The organism is Streptomyces coeruleorubidus (genome assembly GCF_008705135.1).
GTDB classification, from domain to species: domain Bacteria; phylum Actinomycetota; class Actinomycetes; order Streptomycetales; family Streptomycetaceae; genus Streptomyces; species Streptomyces coeruleofuscus.
The window spans coordinates 761583-778465 of sequence record NZ_CP023694.1 but is presented as its reverse complement, the minus strand read 5'-3'; the positions used below and the strand labels follow the sequence as shown (position 1 = coordinate 778465).

The 16883-nt window shown below is 71.5% G+C and carries 10 protein-coding genes; 6 read left to right on the top strand and 4 right to left on the bottom strand.

The genetic code is table 11. From position 1 onward, the window contains the following. Positions 1-23: 23 nt before the first annotated feature. Complete coding sequence (locus CP976_RS03630; RefSeq protein ID WP_150478981.1) at positions 24-563, top strand: phenolic acid decarboxylase; 540 nt, start codon at positions 24-26, stop codon at positions 561-563. A gap of 30 nt (positions 564-593) precedes the next feature. On the opposite strand, the gene CP976_RS03625 is transcribed toward CP976_RS03630, so the two are convergent. The 3 genes from CP976_RS03625 to CP976_RS03615 form a co-directional block, all read right to left on the bottom strand. Beyond that, positions 594-839 (bottom strand): non-oxidative hydroxyarylic acid decarboxylases subunit D, encoded by a 246-nt coding sequence (locus tag CP976_RS03625; protein WP_150478980.1) that lies wholly within the window; start codon positions 837-839, stop codon positions 594-596. Between the two features lie 36 nt (positions 840-875). Next, the gene (locus CP976_RS03620) at positions 876-2300 is read right to left on the bottom strand and encodes a non-oxidative hydroxyarylic acid decarboxylases subunit C (RefSeq protein WP_150478979.1); all 1425 of its coding nucleotides are present in this window, start codon (positions 2298-2300) and stop codon (positions 876-878) included. A 65-nt stretch (positions 2301-2365) separates the two neighbouring features. Continuing rightward, on the bottom strand, positions 2366-2956 hold the full coding sequence (locus tag CP976_RS03615; protein WP_150478978.1) for a non-oxidative hydroxyarylic acid decarboxylases subunit B: 591 nt from the start codon (positions 2954-2956) through the stop codon (positions 2366-2368). 128 nt (positions 2957-3084) lie between these two features. On the opposite strand from CP976_RS03615, the gene CP976_RS03610 reads away from it, so the two are divergent. Further along, a complete protein-coding gene (locus tag CP976_RS03610; RefSeq protein ID WP_150478977.1) occupies positions 3085-3978 on the top strand; it encodes an AraC family transcriptional regulator in 894 nt (297 codons plus the stop codon). A 111-nt stretch (positions 3979-4089) separates the two neighbouring features. Here the strand turns inward: CP976_RS03610 and CP976_RS03605 are convergent, their stop codons facing one another. Continuing rightward, complete coding sequence (locus CP976_RS03605) at positions 4090-4872, bottom strand: DUF899 domain-containing protein (RefSeq protein ID WP_150478976.1); 783 nt, start codon at positions 4870-4872, stop codon at positions 4090-4092. A gap of 240 nt (positions 4873-5112) precedes the next feature. Here CP976_RS03605 and CP976_RS03600 point away from each other — a divergent pair, with 240 nt between their 5' ends. The 4 genes from CP976_RS03600 to CP976_RS03585 all read left to right on the top strand — a co-directional run bounded on the left by CP976_RS03600 (position 5113) and on the right by CP976_RS03585 (position 16872). After that, on the top strand, positions 5113-12579 hold the full coding sequence (locus tag CP976_RS03600) for a non-ribosomal peptide synthetase (RefSeq protein WP_150478975.1): 7467 nt from the start codon (positions 5113-5115) through the stop codon (positions 12577-12579). A gap of 112 nt (positions 12580-12691) precedes the next feature. Next, a complete protein-coding gene (locus tag CP976_RS03595) occupies positions 12692-14932 on the top strand; it encodes an ABC transporter ATP-binding protein (protein ID WP_229876253.1) in 2241 nt (746 codons plus the stop codon). 315 nt (positions 14933-15247) lie between these two features. Continuing rightward, a complete protein-coding gene (locus CP976_RS03590; protein WP_150478974.1) occupies positions 15248-15472 on the top strand; it encodes an MbtH family protein in 225 nt (74 codons plus the stop codon). 113 nt (positions 15473-15585) lie between these two features. After that, positions 15586-16872: an acyl-CoA dehydrogenase family protein gene (locus CP976_RS03585; RefSeq protein WP_150478973.1), complete on the top strand. Its 1287-nt coding sequence runs from the start codon at positions 15586-15588 to the stop codon at positions 16870-16872. Positions 16873-16883: the final 11 nt, after the last annotated feature.

Below are 16883 nucleotides of genomic sequence, written 5' to 3'. Positions count from 1 at the left end.
CGCGGCAGCAAGGAGGTACCCCCATGGCCAGCAACGGAGCGCACGTGACCACCGTCCAGAGCCCTGTCCCCGAGCAGGAGCTCACCGGGATCGTCGGCCACCGCTTCATCTACACCTACGCCAACGGCTGGCAGTACGAGATGTACGTGAAGAACCCGACCACCATCGACTACCGGATCCACTCCGGCATGGTGGGCGGCCGCTGGGTCAAGGACCAGCGGGTCGACCTCGTCCAGCTTGACGACGACCACTACAAGATCTCCTGGAACGAGCCCACCGGCACGTCGGTCTCCGTCAACGTCATGCCGGGCAAGCGCCGCCTGCACGGCGTGATCTTCTTCCCGCACTGGGTCGAGGAACACGGCGAACGCACCGTCCTCTACCAGAACGACCACCTCGACGAGATGCGCAGGTACCGCGACGAGGGCCCGACCTATCCGATCTACGTCGTCCCGGAATTCGCGAAGATCACGCTCTTCGAGTACGTGGGCCCCGACGACGAGACGGTCATCGCCACGGCCCCCGGAGACCTCCCGCAGGGCTGGTCCGACCGCACCAACTGACCGAGGCCGACTACTAGGCAGGCCTGGAGCTCAGGACGTCCTCAGCGGCGGGACGGCAGGCACCTCGGAAGCGCTGCGGATGTCCTCGGCGGTCATCCGGAACGCCTCGGGATAGGCGTGACGCCGGGTGCGGCGCTCGGGCTCGCTCGTACGCCACATGTACAGGCACCGCCCGCACTGCAACACGTCCCAGACGCCCGGGACGGGCGAGGTGAAGACCAGCTCGACGGTCTGGTGGGCGCAGCGAGGGCAGACGGTGGCGGTCGGGTCGGCCATGGCCGGTGTCCTTTCCGGGAGTTGGTGAGACGGCGGTCAGCGGCGGGCGGAGAGCCGCTGCAACCGGGTGAGCCACTCGGCGGCCTCGGGCAGGTCGTGCACCTGGGTGCTGTAGTTGCCGCGGCGGTCGGGCTCGACCGGGGTGGTGGCGTCGATGACGAGCTTGTCGACGATGCCGGGGGACTGTGCCTGCGGGGCCAGCTCCAGCACGGGCAGGTTGGGGATCGTGATCAGATCGCCGGACGGGTTCATCTTCGTGGACAGCGCCCACATGACCTGCGGAAGGTTGAAGGGGTCGACGTCCTCGTCGACCACGATGACGGTGGTGGCGTAGCCGAGGCCGTGCGCCGTGGTGAGCACCCGCAAGCCGACGGCCTTGGCGAAACCGCCGTAGCGCTTCTTCGTCGAGACGATGGCGACCAGCCCGTGGGTGTACATGGCGTTGACGGCCTGGACCTCGGGAAAGTCCTTCTTGAGCTGCTCGTACAGCGGCACGCAGGTGCTGGCGGCTATCAGGTAGTCGACCTCGGTCCAGGGCATGCCGAGGTAGAGGTGCTCGAAGACCGGGTTCGTGCGGTAGGAGATCCGGTCGATGCGGATGACGGTCATGCTGCGACCGCCGGAGTAGTGGCCGGTGAACTCGCCGAAGGGGCCTTCGATCTCCCGCTTGCGGCCCTCGATCACGCCCTCGATGACGACCTCCGACCCCCACGGCACGGGCAGCCCGGTCAGCGGGGCCTCGGCGATCGGCGCCGGGGCCCCGCGCAGCGCTCCGGCCAGCTCGTACTCGTTCTCGTCGTACTTCATCGGAGTCGACGCCACGATGGAGATCACCGGGTCGTTGCCGATGGTGATGGCGACGGGCAGGTCCTCGCCCTCCTCCTCGGCCTTGCGCAGATGCTGGGCGATGTCGTGCATGGGGACCGGCTGGAGAGCGAGCTTGCGCCTGCCCTTGACCTGGATGCGGTAGATGCCGACGTTCTGCTTGCCGGAGTGCTCGGGGTCCTCCGGGTCCTTGGAGACGACCGCGGCCTTGTCGATGTACAAGCCGCCGTCGCCGTCGTTGAGCCGGATCAGCGGAAGCACCTGGAAGATGTCGACGTCGTCGCCCTCCTGGGTGTTCTGGGCCCACGGCGGGTCGGCCCGCCGTTCAGGGGCGACGGGGAACTCCGCCCAGCGGCGGACGAACTCCTCGACCTGCTCCTTGGTACCCGTCTCCTTGGGCAGGCCGAGGGCGAGGGCGTGGTTGGCCCATGAGCCGTGCACGTTCATCGCGATCCGGGCGTCGGTGAAGCCCTTCACGTTGTCGAAGTACAGGGCCGGGGCCGCATCGCCCAGTCGCGGGGCGGCGTTGGCGGCGGCGGCGATGTCCGGCTCGGGGTTCACCTCCTCGGTGATGCGAAGCAGCTGGCCCTCCTTGTCGAGGGCCTCCAGGAAGGAACGCAGGTCGTCATAGGCCATGGCGGAGATGTCCTTGTCTACAGCGGTGTGTTGGGTCCCACAGCGGTGCGTGTGGAGGGCGGCGCTCAGACCGCGGTCCTGAGGGCGCGGGCGGCGCGCATGCCCTCCCAGCGCTTGGCGGCGGGCGCGGGCAGCTCGAACTGGTCGAGGACGCGGGCGGTGATGTGGTCGACGATGTCGTCGACGGAGGCCGGGTGGTTGTAGAACGCGGGCATCGGCGGCACCATCTGCGCGCCGAGCCGGGTCAGGGCGAGCATGTTCTCCAGGTGGATCTCGCTCAGTGGGGTCTCCCGCGGGACGAGGACGAGCTTCCGGCGCTCCTTGAGGACCACGTCCGCGGCGCGGCCCACCAGCCCCTCGGCGTAACCGGCCCGGATGCCGGCCAGTGTCTTCATCGAGCAGGGCACGATCACCATGCCGCCGGTCGTGAAGGACCCCGAGGAGATGGTGGCGCCCTGGTCCTCGGGATGGTGTGTGACGTCGGCCAGTGCGCTGACGTCGGCGACGGAGAGCCCGGTCTCCAGCTCGATGGTGGTGCGCGCCCAGCGGGTGAGCACCAGGTGGGTCTCCACCTCGGGCAGTTCGCGCAGGTTCTCCAGCAGACGGACGCCGAAGGCGGCACCCGTCGCGCCCGTCATTCCCACGATCAGTCGCACAGCGGTCAGCTCCCTCGCACGGATTCGGCGACGATGACCGCACCTGTCATTTTCGGTCACCGCTCGCCTCCGACCACTCCACGCTAGGTGCGGGCCACTGGACCAAGCCCATATCCTGGCGACAGGCCATGAACAGAAACGGACACGAAGATGTCACCGACCTCCCGTTCCGGCCCTCCGTCGGGGCCCCGTCCGGAGTCGCCGTGCTGGACTTCGCCGGGCTGCTCGGCCGGGCGCACGGCCACGGAGTCGACGCCTTCGCCCCCCTGCGCCCCGCCTTCCACCACCTGATCACGGTGCGCTCCGGAGCGTTGCGCTGCTCGCTGGACTTCACCGACCACACGCTGTCCGAGGGCGACTGGCTCTGGGCACGGCCCGGCCAGATCCTTCAGTTCGGCACCGACCTCGCCGAAGCCCGGGGCACCGTCGTGCTCTTCCCTTCCGGCTTCCTCGGCGGCCCCATGGTCGAGGCCGCCCGTGTCGACCAGCCGGCCCCGCGGCAGCCGCTCGTTCCCCGGGACGAGGATCAACAGCAAGCGCTCCGGCGCGTCCTGGACCTGCTGGAGAGCGAGTACGACCGACTCGCCGAACTGCCCTTGGACGTGCATATCGAGGTCGTCCGGCACCTGCTCGCCGTCCTCGTGCTGCGCCTGGCCCACCTGCACGGCGCCCAGGACGGCGACGAGGCGGGGAGCGAGGCTTACCGGCGCTTCCGGCAGGCCGTGGAGCGGGACTTCGCCCGAAGTCACCGGGTGGAGGAGTACGCCCGGCGACTCGGCTACAGCGTGCGCACCCTCACGCGCGCGACCCGGGCCGTGACCGGGTCCGGTGCCAAGCGCCTGATCGACGACCGGGTGCTCCTGGAGGCCAAGCGCCTGCTGGTGCACACCGACCTGTCCGCCGCCGCCGTCGGCGAGCGGGTCGGCTTCCCCGGCGCCACGTCGTTCACCCGCTTCTTCCGGGATCGGGCCGGGGAGACTCCGGCAGCCTTCCGCGAACGAGCCCGGGGAAGCCGGCGATGAGTCGCCGGGGTGGCGGCACCCGCTCGCTCCTCGGACATGGCGACCTCGACCTGGCCCGGTGGGCGGCTCTCGCGGCGCCTCCGTGGGGCTGCGCCGCTCGGCGAAGGCGCGTCAGTGGTGGTGGCCCTGCCGGCCCAGGGTCTCCACGGGGGTCGCGCCGGGGCGCGTCCACTGCGGTACGGGGCGGCTGGTCGGGCCCCAGGTGGCATTACCTTCCGCGTCCGAGCGCCAGTACCAGCACGGGCTGTGCCCCTCGGGCCGGCCCTCGGGGTTGTCCTCCCACGCCTCGCCGCGGCCGTAGGGCGTCATGTCGAGCAGGCCGAGGGAGCCGTTGACCCGCTCGTTGCCACGGCCCGTCGTGGAGTAGGTGAGGAACACGCGGTCGCCGTCGCGCAGGAAGCAGGTGAGGTAACCCATGTCGCCGCCGACCGGCGCGTCCACGTCGCGCACCGAGTACCAGGGCTGCGTGTAGCCCATGAACTCGACGTAGGAGGCCACCTCCTCCCACCGGCCCGTGGTCAGGACCGCGAACGAGACGCCGCGGGCGTTGAGGTAGACGGCGTCCTTCAGATGCCAGGCCGTGGTGGTACAGCCCTCGCACTGCCCCTGGTGCGGCGCGCCGTCGTACCACATGTGCTTGTAGACCACGAGCTCGTCGCGGCCCTGGAACAGGTCGAGGAACGGGACCGGACCGTCGGGCCCGACGACCTCGACCGTCCCGTCGAACTCCACCATCGGCAGCCGGCGGCGGGCCGCGGCGAGGGCGTCGCCCTCGCGGGTGTGGGCCTTCTCGCGGACCAGGAGCTCGTCCCGCGCGTCCTGCCAGGTGGCCAGCTCGGCGACGGGCGGGCGGCCGGGCAGTGGGGTGGTGGGGTCACTCGGCGTGGTGGTCATGGTGTCCTCCGCGGTGGCTCGTGCCGGGCAGCGTCGTACGGCGTCATACGCCGCTCACCAGGACAGACCCAAGACGCGGCCGGAACTCATCGCGACAGTGGCGCGTAGTGCGCGGCCCGTCATTCCTTCGGGTGGCTATTTTGCTCCGGACGCGGGAAATGCCCTGGTAGGTGTCACGATGGGTGATCTGGCGAAGGCCGGTCGTGATCAGGGGGCGCCGGCACCACAGGAGGTTCCTAGTTGTCCCGTCGTCAGCTTCCCGCACACCATGTCGATGACCAGACGCAGACCCGGGACCAGACACCCGATACGCCGGCCGAGATCCTTCCGGTGACCGCGGGACAGCGCGAGGTCTGGCTCGCCGAGCAGCATTCCCCGGACGTGAGCCCGGCCTTGCGCCTGGGCGAGTACCTGGAGATCCACGGACCGGTCGATCCACCCCTCTTCGAGGTGGCACTGCGTCAGGTCGTCGCCGAGACCGACGCGCTGCGGGTACGCCTCGTGCCCGGCGAAGACGGCCCGGTGCAGATCCTGGAGCGCGAAGTGCCCTGGTCGCTCTCGTTCGTCGACGTCAGCGACGAGCCCGACCCGGAGGCGGCCGGCCGCGCGTGGATCGCCGCCGACCTGGCCCGGCCCATGGACCTGGCCTCCGGACCACTGTTCAGCTACGCGCTGTTCCGGCTGGCCCCTGACCGGTTCTGGTGGTACCACACCTACCACCACGCCGCCGTGGACGCCTTCGGCTACGCGCTCGTGGCCAGGCGGGTCGCCGAGGTCTACACGGCCCTGGTCCAAGGGGACAAGGCCGGCCCCTGTCCCTTCGGCCCGTTGTCCGCGCTGGTCCAGGCCGACCGGGACTACCACGAGTCCCAGGAGCGTGCCGAGGACCGTGCGTACTGGATGCGGCAGTTGGCGGGATGGACGCGCCCGCAAGCGGCGTCCTCCGCCGATTCGGCGCACGGGCCCGTTCCGCGAACGGACCTGCTTCCGCTGCCGCGCCCGCAGGTACTGAAGGCGGCGGCCACGCGCGCCGGCGTCTCCCGCTTCCGTTTCGTGTTCGCCGCCGTGGCGCTGTACACGCATCGTCTGACGGGCGCGCGGGACGTCGTGGTCGGCCTGACCGTGGCCGGTCGGGTGGGGGAGGCCTCCCGTGCGACGCCGGGGATGCTGGCCAACAGCGTTCCCGTACGCCTCACCGTCCGGCCCGACATGCCGCTGCGGGAGCTGCTCGCCCAGGTCGACCATCGGATGCGCGAAGCGGTGGAGCACCAGCGCTACCGTGCTGAGGACCTGCACCGCGACCTCGACCTGACCCGTGGTCCGGGTGTGGCGTTCTCGCCGATGGTCAACCTCATCGGGTTCGACTACGACATCTCCTTCGCGGGCCACACGTGCACGGCGCACAACCTCTCCTTCCCGCTGGCCGCCGACCTGATGATCATGGTGTGGGACCGCCGGGACGGCTCCGGCCCGCACATGAGACTGCACGCTCCACCCGGCGCGCCCGGCGCCGACGAACTCGCGGAAACCCAGCGGCGGTTGCTCGACTTCCTCGCGGACATGGCCGACTCGGACCCCGATCTCCCGGTCGGCGGGCTCGATGTTCTGGCGGCCGGCGAGCGACATGACCTGCTCGCGATGGGGGACGCCACCGCGGCGGGCGTGCCCCCCGTCTCGATGCCGACGCTGTTCGAGGAGCAGGTGCGCCGGGCGCCGGACGCGAACGCGGTGGTGTCCGGCGGCATGACCGTGACGTACGGGGAGCTGAACGCGCGCGCGAACCGGCTCGCGCACGCGCTGACGGCCCGTGGGATCGGTGCGGAGGACATCGTCGCCCTCGTGCTGCCGCGCTCCGTGGACCTGATCGTGGCCGAGCTCGCCGTACTCAAGGCCGGGGCCGCCTATCTGCCGGTGGACCCCGAATACCCGGCGGCGCGCAGGGAGTTCATGCTCGCCGACGCCCGCCCGGCCTTGGTCCTGGACGGTCCGCGGACCGTGGCCGAGCTGGCGGAGGGGCAGCCGGACACCGACCCCGGCATCGCCGTGGACCCGCGACACCCGGCGTACGTGATCTACACGTCGGGCTCGACAGGGCGGCCCAAGGGGGTGATGGTGCCGCACACGGGCATCGCCTCCCTGGTCGCCTTCCACGCGGAGCGTCTGGGGATCACCCTAGGCAGCAGGTTCTCGCAGCTGGCCTCGCCCGGCTTCGACGCCTCCACGTGGGAGATGTGCGTCAGCCTGCTGACCGGGGCGACCCTCGTACTCGCCCCCAGGACCGATCCGCTGTCGGTCCTCACCGACCCCGATGCCCGGATCACCCATGCCTTCGCGCCGCCGTCGGCCCTGGCGGTCGTGGCCGAGAGGGACAGTGCCGTTTCGACGCTCGTGGTGGGCGGAGAGCCGGTGCCGCCGGCGCTGGTGCAGCGGTGGGCTCCGGGCCGTCGCTTCATGAACGTCTACGGACCGACGGAAACGACCGCGATCGTGACCACGAGCCGGCCGCTGCCGCCCGCCGGCACGACCCCGCCGATCGGGGAGCCGCACTCCGGCAGTCGTGCCTACGTGCTGAACGGCAGCCTGCAACCCGTGCCCGTGGGGACGGCCGGGGAGCTGTACCTCTCCGGTGTGTGCCTGGCACGCGGCTATCTGCGCCGGCCGGCGCTGACGGCCGAGCGGTTCGTCGCCGACCCGTACGGCCCTCCCGGGACACGGATGTACCGGACGGGTGACGTGGTGCGGTGGCGGGCGGACGGGCAGCTGGAATACGTCGGCCGCGCCGACCGCCAGGTCAAGATCCGCGGCTTCCGTATCGAGCAGGAGGAGGTCGAGGCCGCGCTGATCGCGTGCCCGGGCGTGGCGCAGGGCGCGGTGCTCGCCCGCCGTCACCGGCGGCAGGGCGATCTCAGGCTCGTCGCCTACGTCGTGGCGGACGGGAGCGGGACCCGGCCGCAGTCGCTGCGTGAGCACCTGCGCGAGCGGCTGCCCGACTTCATGGTGCCGTCGGCGTTCGTGATGCTCGACGAGCTGCCGCTGACCCCGAACGGAAAGATCGACCGCGACGCCCTGCCGGACCCGGACGACGACACCGGCCCGTCGACCGGGCGGGCACCGCGCACGCCGCGGGAACAACTGCTGTGCGAGCTGTTCGCGGAAGCGCTCGGCCTGCCGCGGGCCGGGGTGGACACGAACTTCTTCGACGCGGGCGGGCACTCGCTGCTGGCGCTCCGCCTGGTGTCCCGGATCCGCGCCGTGCTCGGGGCGGAACTGAACCTGGGCGAGCTGTTCGAGGCACCCACGGTCGCCCTCCTGGCGGCGCGGCTGGACCGGGCGGACGGGGCACGCCCGGCGCTGACCGTCCAGGAACGGCCGGACCTCACCCCCTTGTCGTTCGCGCAGCGGCGGCTGTGGTTCCTGCACCGAGTCGAAGGACCCAGTGCCACCTACAACATTCCCCTGGTGCAGCGCCTGACGGGCGAGCTCGACCGGGGAGCGCTGGAGCGCGCGCTGGGGGATGTGGTGGGCCGGCACGAGAGCCTGCGCACGGTCTACGCCGACGTCGGCGGTGAGCCCTTCCAGCGCATCCTGGACGCGTCCGCGGTCCGTACGCCGCTGCCCGTCACAGAGGTGGACGACGAGGAGGCGCTGCACGCGCGATTGCTGGACGCCGTCCGCTACCCGTTCGACCTGGCCGTCGAAACGCCACTGCGCGCCGAGCTGTTCGCGCTGGGGCCCGCCGAGCACGTCCTGGTGATCGCGGTCCACCACATCGCCGCCGACGGCTGGTCCATGGCCCCGCTGGCCCGTGACCTGGCGACCGCCTACACCGCCCGGTGCCACGGCGAGGAGCCGGCCTGGGAGCCACTGCCCGTCAGGTACACCGACTACGCCCTGTGGCAGCGTCGGATCCTGGGCGACCCCGACGAGTCCGACAGCCTCCTCAGCCACCAACTGGCCCACTGGTCCGCCGCGTTGGCGGGACTCCCCGAGGAACTCACGCTTCCCTGCGACCGGCCCCGTCCGGCCGTCGCGTCCCACAGGGGCGCCCGGGTCCGCCTGCGGATCGACTCGGAGCTGCACACGGCGCTGAGCGAGCTGGCGCGCAGGTCGGGAGCGAGCCTCTTCATGGTGCTGCACGCGGGACTGGCGGCGCTGCTGACGAAGCTGGGCGCGGGCACCGACGTGCCGGTCGGCACCGTGATCGCCGGCCGTACCGACCAGGCCCTGGACGACCTGGTCGGGTTCTTCGTCAACACGCTCGTACTGCGGACCGACACCTCGGGCGATCCCGCCTTCACCCGGCTGCTGGACCGTGTCCGCACCACCGCACTGGCCGCCTACGCGCATCAGGAGGCGCCGTTCGAGCAGGTCGTGGAAGCGCTGAACCCGACGCGGTCACCCGCCCGCCACCCGCTGTTCCAGGTCGCGCTCTCCCTCGACGCCGACGAGGCCGCGGTGTTCGGGCTGCCGGGGCTGGAGACCTCCAGACTGCTGGTGCCGACCGAGACCGCCAAGTTCGACCTGGACATCGGCCTTTACGAGAAGCGCTCCGCGCAGGGCGAGTGCCTCGGCCTGGACGGCACCGTCGACTACGCCACCGACCTGTTCGACCACGGCACGGTCGAGGACCTGGCCGCACGCTGGGTGCGGCTGCTGGAAGCGGTCGCCCGGGACCCGGACCGTCCGATCAGCCGCATCGACGTCCTGTCCGGCAGCGAACGCCGCGACCTCCTGGGCGACGCCGGCCGGCCCGTGGCGGCGGGCACGATTCCGGAGCTCTTCCAGGCACAGGTGCGTGCCACGCCCGACGCGGTGGCCGTCGTCGCGGACGGCGCCACCCTGACTTACGGGGAGTTGAACGCGCGGGCGAACCGGCTCGCTCACGCATTGGGCGCGCGCGGCGTCGGCCCGGAGGACGTGGTCGCCCTCGCCCTGCCCCGATCGCACGATCTCGTCGCGGCGGTGCTCGCCGTGCTCAAGGCGGGGGCCGCCTACCTGCCGCTCGATCCGGAGAACCCGGCTGCGCGTCTCGCGGCCATGGCCGAGGACGCACGGCCCGCGCTGCTGCTCACGAACACCACCACCGCCCAGATTCCGGGTACTCCGTCCCTGCTGCTGGACGCGCCGGAGACCGCGGAAGAACTGAACGGCCTGCCGGACAGTGATCCGGTGATCCTGCTGTCGCCCGACCACCCGGCTTACGTGATCTACACCTCGGGATCGACCGGGGTGCCCAAGGGTGTCGTCGCGTGCCACGCGAGCGTGGTCAACGTCGCGGCCCAGTACCGGGACCAGGTCTTCGGACCGGCGGCCGAACGTCTCGGGGACCAGGGTCTGCGGGTCGCGCTGACCGCCTCGGTGTCCTTCGACGCCTCGTGGAGCCAGCTCGCCGCCCTGACGGCCGGTCACGAGCTGCATGTGCCCGACGCCGCCACCTGGGTGGATGCCGACCGGTTCGTGGCCTGGCTGATCCAGCACCGGATCGACTCGGTCGACGTCACGCCCTCGTACATGCGCGTCCTGTACGACCGCGGCCTGTTCACCGACCGGCGATGGCGGCCGAGCGTGGCCGTGCTCGGCGGCGAGGAGCTGCCCGACCGGCTCTGGACGGAACTGCGGGCGGTGGACGGGCTGGCAGCCCACAACATGTACGGGCCGACCGAGTGCACCGTCGACTCGCTCCAGGCGCGGCTCGACGCCGCCGCGCACCCGGTCCTCGGCCGGCCGGTCCCCGGCACCCGCGCGTACGTCCTGGACGCGGCGCTGCGGCTGGTACCGCCCGGGGTGACCGGCGAACTGTACGTGGCCGGTGCCGGACTGGCGCGCGGTTATCTGAGCCGCCCGGGCATGACGGCCCAGCGGTTCGTCGCCGATCCGTACGGCCCGCCGGGGGCGAGGATGTACCGCACCGGCGACCTGGCCCGATGGCGCCGCGACGGACAGCTCGTCTTCGCCGGGCGGGCGGACGACCAGGTCAAGATCCGCGGCCACCGCATCGAACCCGGCGAGCTCGAGTCCGTCCTCTCCTCGCACCCCCGGATCGCCCACGCGGCCGTCCTCGCCCGCGACGACCACCGGGGAGAGACCCGCCTGGCCGCCTACGTCGTACCCGTCGCCGGCTCCGGGGTCGATCCGGCCGAGCTGCGGTCCTTCCTCCGGGAGCGCGTGCCCGTCCACATGGTGCCGTCCGTGTTCACGGTGCTCGATGCCCTGCCGCTGACCTCGAACGGCAAGCTCGACCGCCGCGCCCTCCCCGAGCCGGACTTCACCACCGCCGCCGGCGGCGGCCGGGCCCCCGACACCCCCGAGGAGCAGGCCCTGTGTGACCTGTTCGCCGAGGTACTGGCCGTGCCTGCGGTCGGCGTCGACGACGACTTCTTCGCCCTGGGCGGCCACTCGCTGCTCGCCACCCGCCTGGCGAGCCGGATCGGTGAGAGCCTGGCCGTCCCCTTCAGGCTGTCGGCGCTCCTGGAGGCACCGACCCCGGCGGGCCTGGCCAGGCGCCTCCGCGCGGGAGACCCGGACACCACGACGTCGTGGGTGCCCGACACAGAGGCGGAACTCGCTCCCGCCCTGCGCTTCACCTCTGCCCCTCAGCGAGCCTGCGACCCGCGCGAGGTCCTGCTGACCGGAGCCACCGGATTCGTCGGAGCCTTCCTCCTGTCCGAACTCCTGCAAAGGACAACCGCACAGGTGCACTGCCTCGTCCGCGCGCGGACCGACTCCGAGGCGCGCGAGCGACTGTCCGGAGTCCTGCGCACCTACGGCATCACGGCGACGGTGGACGATCCACGCCTGCACATCGTGCGCGGAGACCTGGCCGTCGCCGGTCTCGGCATCGGCCGGACAGACTGGGCACGGCTGCGCGAGACGATCGACACGATCGTCCACAGCGGCGCGTACGTCCATCACCTCTCGCCCTACGCACGGCTGAAGCCCGCCAACGTGGAGGGCACCCGGACCCTGCTGCACCTGGCGGGGGAAGGCCGTCCGAAGGCGTTCCACCACCTCTCGACCCTCGGCGTGTTCCGACCCGGCCAGAAGCCCCGGCTGGTCACGGAGGATTCGCCGATCGAAGGTGAACGGCATCCGTTCGGGAGGGGTTATGCGGCGAGCAAGTGGGTGGCCGACCGGCTGGTGGAGCGTGCCTTCGAGCGGGGAGCCGGCGGTGGCATCCACCGCCTCGGCCGTATCTGGGCCCATTCCTCGACCGGTGCGGTCAACCGGGACGACATGTTCTCCCGGCTGCTCACCAGCTGTGCGGCGCTCGGCTGTCATCCGGTGCATCCCGAACTGGAGGAGACCCTGCTGCCCGTCGACGTCCTCGCCGCCGCCCTCGTGGAGCTGCTGCGCGACAGTGACGGGACCGGCCGCGTCCACCACCTTCACGACACGCGCCGGATCGGACCGGGCCCGTTCCTGGCCGCCTACGACCGCGTGCACGGGACGGACTCGGAACAACTTCCGCTCGCCGACTGGCTGCGACGCCTGCGTCGCGCGACCGAACGGGGACAGGAGCTGCCGATCCTGCCCTACCAGGCCTACCTGGAGGAGCAGTCCGGGAAAGGGCAGGCCGCACAGGGGCCGACCTTGGAGTTCGACAACGACAGGACGGTCCGGCGGCTGCGGAAACTGGGCGTGGTGATCCCCGAGATCGGCGATGCCGCGATCTCCGGCTACTGGAGCTTCATGGAGAGCAGTGACTGACGCGATGGCCTTGCTCGAAAGTCCCCCGGGCGACCGCCCGACGACACGATGTACCCCCACGAGAGCGAGGATGCGGCCACGCTCGATCGTTCCGGGCCGTCAGCGCTGGGAGGTGGACCTCCTGCGTGGCAGACCCGCCTCGGCGCGGCTGACCGAGACGTCACTCCTCGAGGCCCCGGGCATCGAGGAGGTGCACGCCAGCCCGGTCACCGGCCGGGTGCTGGTGAGGCACGACCGCACCGTCAGTCCGCGCGAGGCCGCTCGGTTGCTGCGGCGGGCGATCGCCCGGACGCTGGCAGCCCTGCGCGCGACCGCGGCGAACCTGCCGTGGCCCGACACCACCGCACAGCCCGGTGAGGGCATGCCGGAGGACCGTGGGGACGGCGCGGGCGCCGGACGCTGGCTGCCGAGGATCCTCGGGGCCTCGGGCGCCGTGGCGGCGGCCGTCATCGGCGGGCCCTTCCTCCTGAAGCTGCTCAGCAAACCCCTGCTCACCCTCGGGCTGACCACCGTCGCCACGACAGCGGTGGTCCGAAGAGCGTGGCGCAGATCCGACAGCGCGAAACAGTCGGCGGACGAGGCCGCGGCGCGCCGCCACCCCTTGCGCCGCATCATCGGACCGCACAAGCGGAAGTTCGCTCTCGCGGCACTGCTGTCCGGTCTCTCCCAACTGGCGGAGATGGCGCTGTTCGCCCTCAGCCCCTCGATCGTGCTGCTGGTCGCCAAGGGCGGCAGCGCGACCCTCGCCAAGTACGGAGTGGCCGGAGTCACCGCCCAGTTGTCGCTTCTCGTGGGCGCCGCCGGAACGGCCTGCCTCGCCATGGCGGCCTTCGGCTACGGGGCCAGTGTCGTCTGGCGACAGCTGGCCCAGACCATCGAGGACGACTGGCGCACCCGTACCTACGAGCACGTCCAGCGCGTGGCACCGGCCGACCTGGAGAAGGAACGCGTCAGCCGGGTCAACGCCGTCCTGTCCGAGGACATCGGCCAGATCAGCACCTTCGTCGGCACCAACATGAACGACGTCGTCCAGATGTGCACCAGCCTGGCGCTCCTCATCCCGGCCTTCCTGCTGCTCGCTCCGCAGATCGCCTGGATCGCCCTCGCACCGATCCCGCTCGTCGCCTGGCTGTCCTTCCGCTTCCACGAACGCGCGGTGGCCGGCCACGCCGCCTCCGACGCCCGTCGATCGCGGTTGAACGGCCGCGTGACCGAGAACCTCCACGCCCACACCACCATCAAGTCCGCCGTCACCGAAGAGCACGAGATCGCCCGTATCACCGAGCTGAACCGCGAGTGCAGCGAGGCCGACCGCGCCGGCGGACGCAGCTCGGCGATCCCGCCGCAGATCCTGCGGCTGGCCGGTGGCTCGGCACTGGTCGGCACGGTGCTCCTGGGCGGCAGGGCCGTGCTCCGGGGCACCCTGTCGACCGCGGCCTTCGGCCCGCTCATCGAGATGCCGGGCATGGCCATGCTGAAGCTGTCCCGACTGGGCAGCACCACCGACCAGTACCAGCGCGCCGTCACCGCCCTGGACCGGGTGGAGCGGCTGCACGACCTCCCCCTCGAACCGTTCGCCGAGGGCCGCCCGATGCCCAGACAGCAGGTCAAGGGCGAGATCGAACTGCGCAACGTGACCTTCGCCTACCCCGGCCGGCCGCCGGCGCTGCGCGACACGTCCCTGGTCGTCCCACCCGGCCGCACCACCGGAATCGTCGGTACCAGCGGCGCCGGCAAGACCACCGTCGCCAAACTGCTGATGCGCTTCCACCACCCCGACCGCGGACGGGTGTTGCTCGACGGCGCCGATGTGCGCACCCTCGCGCTGCCCGACCTGCGCCGCGCCATCGGATACGTCACCCAGGAGCCCTTCCTGTTCGACGCGACGATCGCGGAGAACATCCGCTACGGCACGTTCGACGCCACCGACGAGCAACTCGTCACCGCTGCCCGCACAGCAGGCGCCGACGCGTTCATCGACAGTCTGCCCGACGGCTACGCGACCCGCGTCGGCGAACGGGGCGCCGCGCTGTCCGGCGGACAGAAACAGCGCATCGCGCTGGCCCGGACCATCCTGCGCGACCCCCCGGTCATCATCCTCGACGAGGCCACCTCCGCCGTCGACAACGAGACCGAGGCCATCATCCAGCAGGCCCTCCAGGTGTTCGGGACGGACCGGACGATGGTCGTCATCGCCCACCGGCTGTCCACCGTGCAGCACGCCGACCAGATCTACGTGATGGGGCCCGGGGGAGTGGTGGCCGAACACGGCACGCACGAGGAGCTCGTGACACGCGGCGGCACCTACACCACCCTGTGGCAGCTCCAGGCCGGCACTCCCGCACTCGCCTGACGGACGGGCTGTTCAGCCGCTCGTCATTCGTTCGGGTGGCAGCGGCTGACACTGTCCCGAAAACCGCCGCTGACCTGGCAAGATGGATGTCTGATTCCCCGCCTGTCCGCTGATCGGCGCCAACCGGTCACTCGACATCGCTGATGTGCGGGTGGCCTGACCCCAGGCCTCACCGTGCCCGCTCCGATCGAGGAGCGGGCACGCCCGAGCCCTCTTCCGCGCGGGCGCGCTCATGACCGCCCGTCCGTTCCTCCCCACTCGACCCGCCGGCGCCTCGCTCACCCGGACCCGGCCACGAGAACCAGGAGAACCGACATGACGCATGCGACCAACCCGTTCGAGGACGACGACGCCCGTTTCCTGGTGCTCGTCAACGACGAGGGCCAGCACTCGCTGTGGCCGGTCTTCGCCGACGTACCCGACGGGTGGACCGTCGCGCACCCGGAGGACACACGTCGGGCGTGCCTCGACCACGTCGACCGGGTGTGGACCGACATGCGGCCGCGCAGCCTCGCCGAAGCGACGGACGGCGGAGGGTGAGACCCACAGGGCGACACCCGTCCGCGTCCAGCGGCGCATGACCGGGGAGCCGCCCCCCCCGGGGCTGCGCCCGGTGAACCCCCCTCATCCCACGAGCCGTTAGGACACCGCACGTGTTTCTCTCGGAATCCTGCGCCGTTCTCGCCCGCCATCCCGCCCTGAAGGACTTCGCCTCCTCCGTCACCGACTTCCTCGACATGCACCTGCCCGAGCCGGTCACGGAGGAGGCGGCCCGGCCGCCGTGGCTCGATCTGCGCAAGCGCGCCGCCCAGGCCGGGCTGACGGGGTTCGACCTACCGCGCGCCAAAACCGGGCCGGCGCACGCGTGCGGTGTCGCGGGGGACCGGGCGGACGCGACCCGGACCGTTCCCCCGCACCTCGAACGAGTGGCCCAGGGGCTGGCCATGTTCCTCGCCGGGCGCCGGGACTGCGACGCGCGGGAGATCTTCAGCTCGGGACACGGCGCCATGGCCGTGCGGTACGGCAGGCCCCTCGTCGCCCGCTCGGTCCATGACAGGATCGTGGGCTGCGGAGAGCTGGCGGGCGTGGCGTCGAGCGAACCGCACTCCGGCTCCGATCTGCGCGGCTTGCGCACCGTAGCGGTCGACCAGGGCGACCATCTGCTGCTCTCCGGCACGAAGGGTCTGGTGAGTCGCGTGGAGGAGGCCACCGGGTTCGTCGTCTTCTGCAAGGTGGTCGGGCCCGAACAGGCCGCCGGGCGGGACGCCGACGGGGCATGGCTGCGCGAAGTCCCGCTGTCAGCGGTGTGGTTGCCGACCGCGACCGCCGGCGTCCTCACGGAGACCACCGTGCCCCTCGGGCTACGCGGCTGGAGCCTGGGCCATCTGCACTTCGACAACGTGCGCGTCGGCAAGGAACTCCTGCTCGGCAGGCCCGGCGACGGCCGCCGCATCTTCGACAGCCACTTCTCCGGCTGGCGTCTGATGATGGCGATGGTCTGCCTGGGTGCGGCGACCGCGGCGATCGAGGAGACGATGGCCCGGGCCCGCCACCGCAGCGTGGGCCGCACCTCCCTGGCGAACGTCCCGTCCGTCGTGTCCCGGCTCGGCACGGCCGCGGCCGAGGTCCAGGCGGCCACGGCCTGGTGCTTCTCCCTGCTGGAGCGGATCGAGCGGGACGGAGACGATGTGGACGTGGCGGCCTGCTCCGCCGCCAAGGCCCTCGCCACGGACGTGTCCTACCGAGCTGTCGACATCGGCCTCCAACTGCACGGCAGCGAGGGCTACACCCGCCGCACTCCCATGGAGAAGCGCCTTCGCGACATTCGTGGCCTCCGTATCGCCGACGGCCCCAACGACACCCTCTACGGAGTCCTGGCCCACTCCCTGCTCACCGACTCCCGGCCGGCCGTGCCCCTGGTGGCCCAGCGGCAGGCATGACGCCTTTCGCG

Coding starts and splice junctions, on each gene's coding strand:
- CP976_RS03605 (WP_150478976.1), bottom strand. CDS start 4,872: ATGACCACCACGCCGAGTGACCCCACCACCCCACTGCCCGGCCGCCCG.
- CP976_RS03610 (WP_150478977.1), top strand. CDS start 3,085: ATGAACAGAAACGGACACGAAGATGTCACCGACCTCCCGTTCCGGCCC.
- CP976_RS03620 (WP_150478979.1), bottom strand. CDS start 2,300: ATGGCCTATGACGACCTGCGTTCCTTCCTGGAGGCCCTCGACAAGGAG.
- CP976_RS03590 (WP_150478974.1), top strand. CDS start 15,248: ATGACGCATGCGACCAACCCGTTCGAGGACGACGACGCCCGTTTCCTG.
- CP976_RS03630 (WP_150478981.1), top strand. CDS start 24: ATGGCCAGCAACGGAGCGCACGTGACCACCGTCCAGAGCCCTGTCCCC.
- CP976_RS03625 (WP_150478980.1), bottom strand. CDS start 839: ATGGCCGACCCGACCGCCACCGTCTGCCCTCGCTGCGCCCACCAGACC.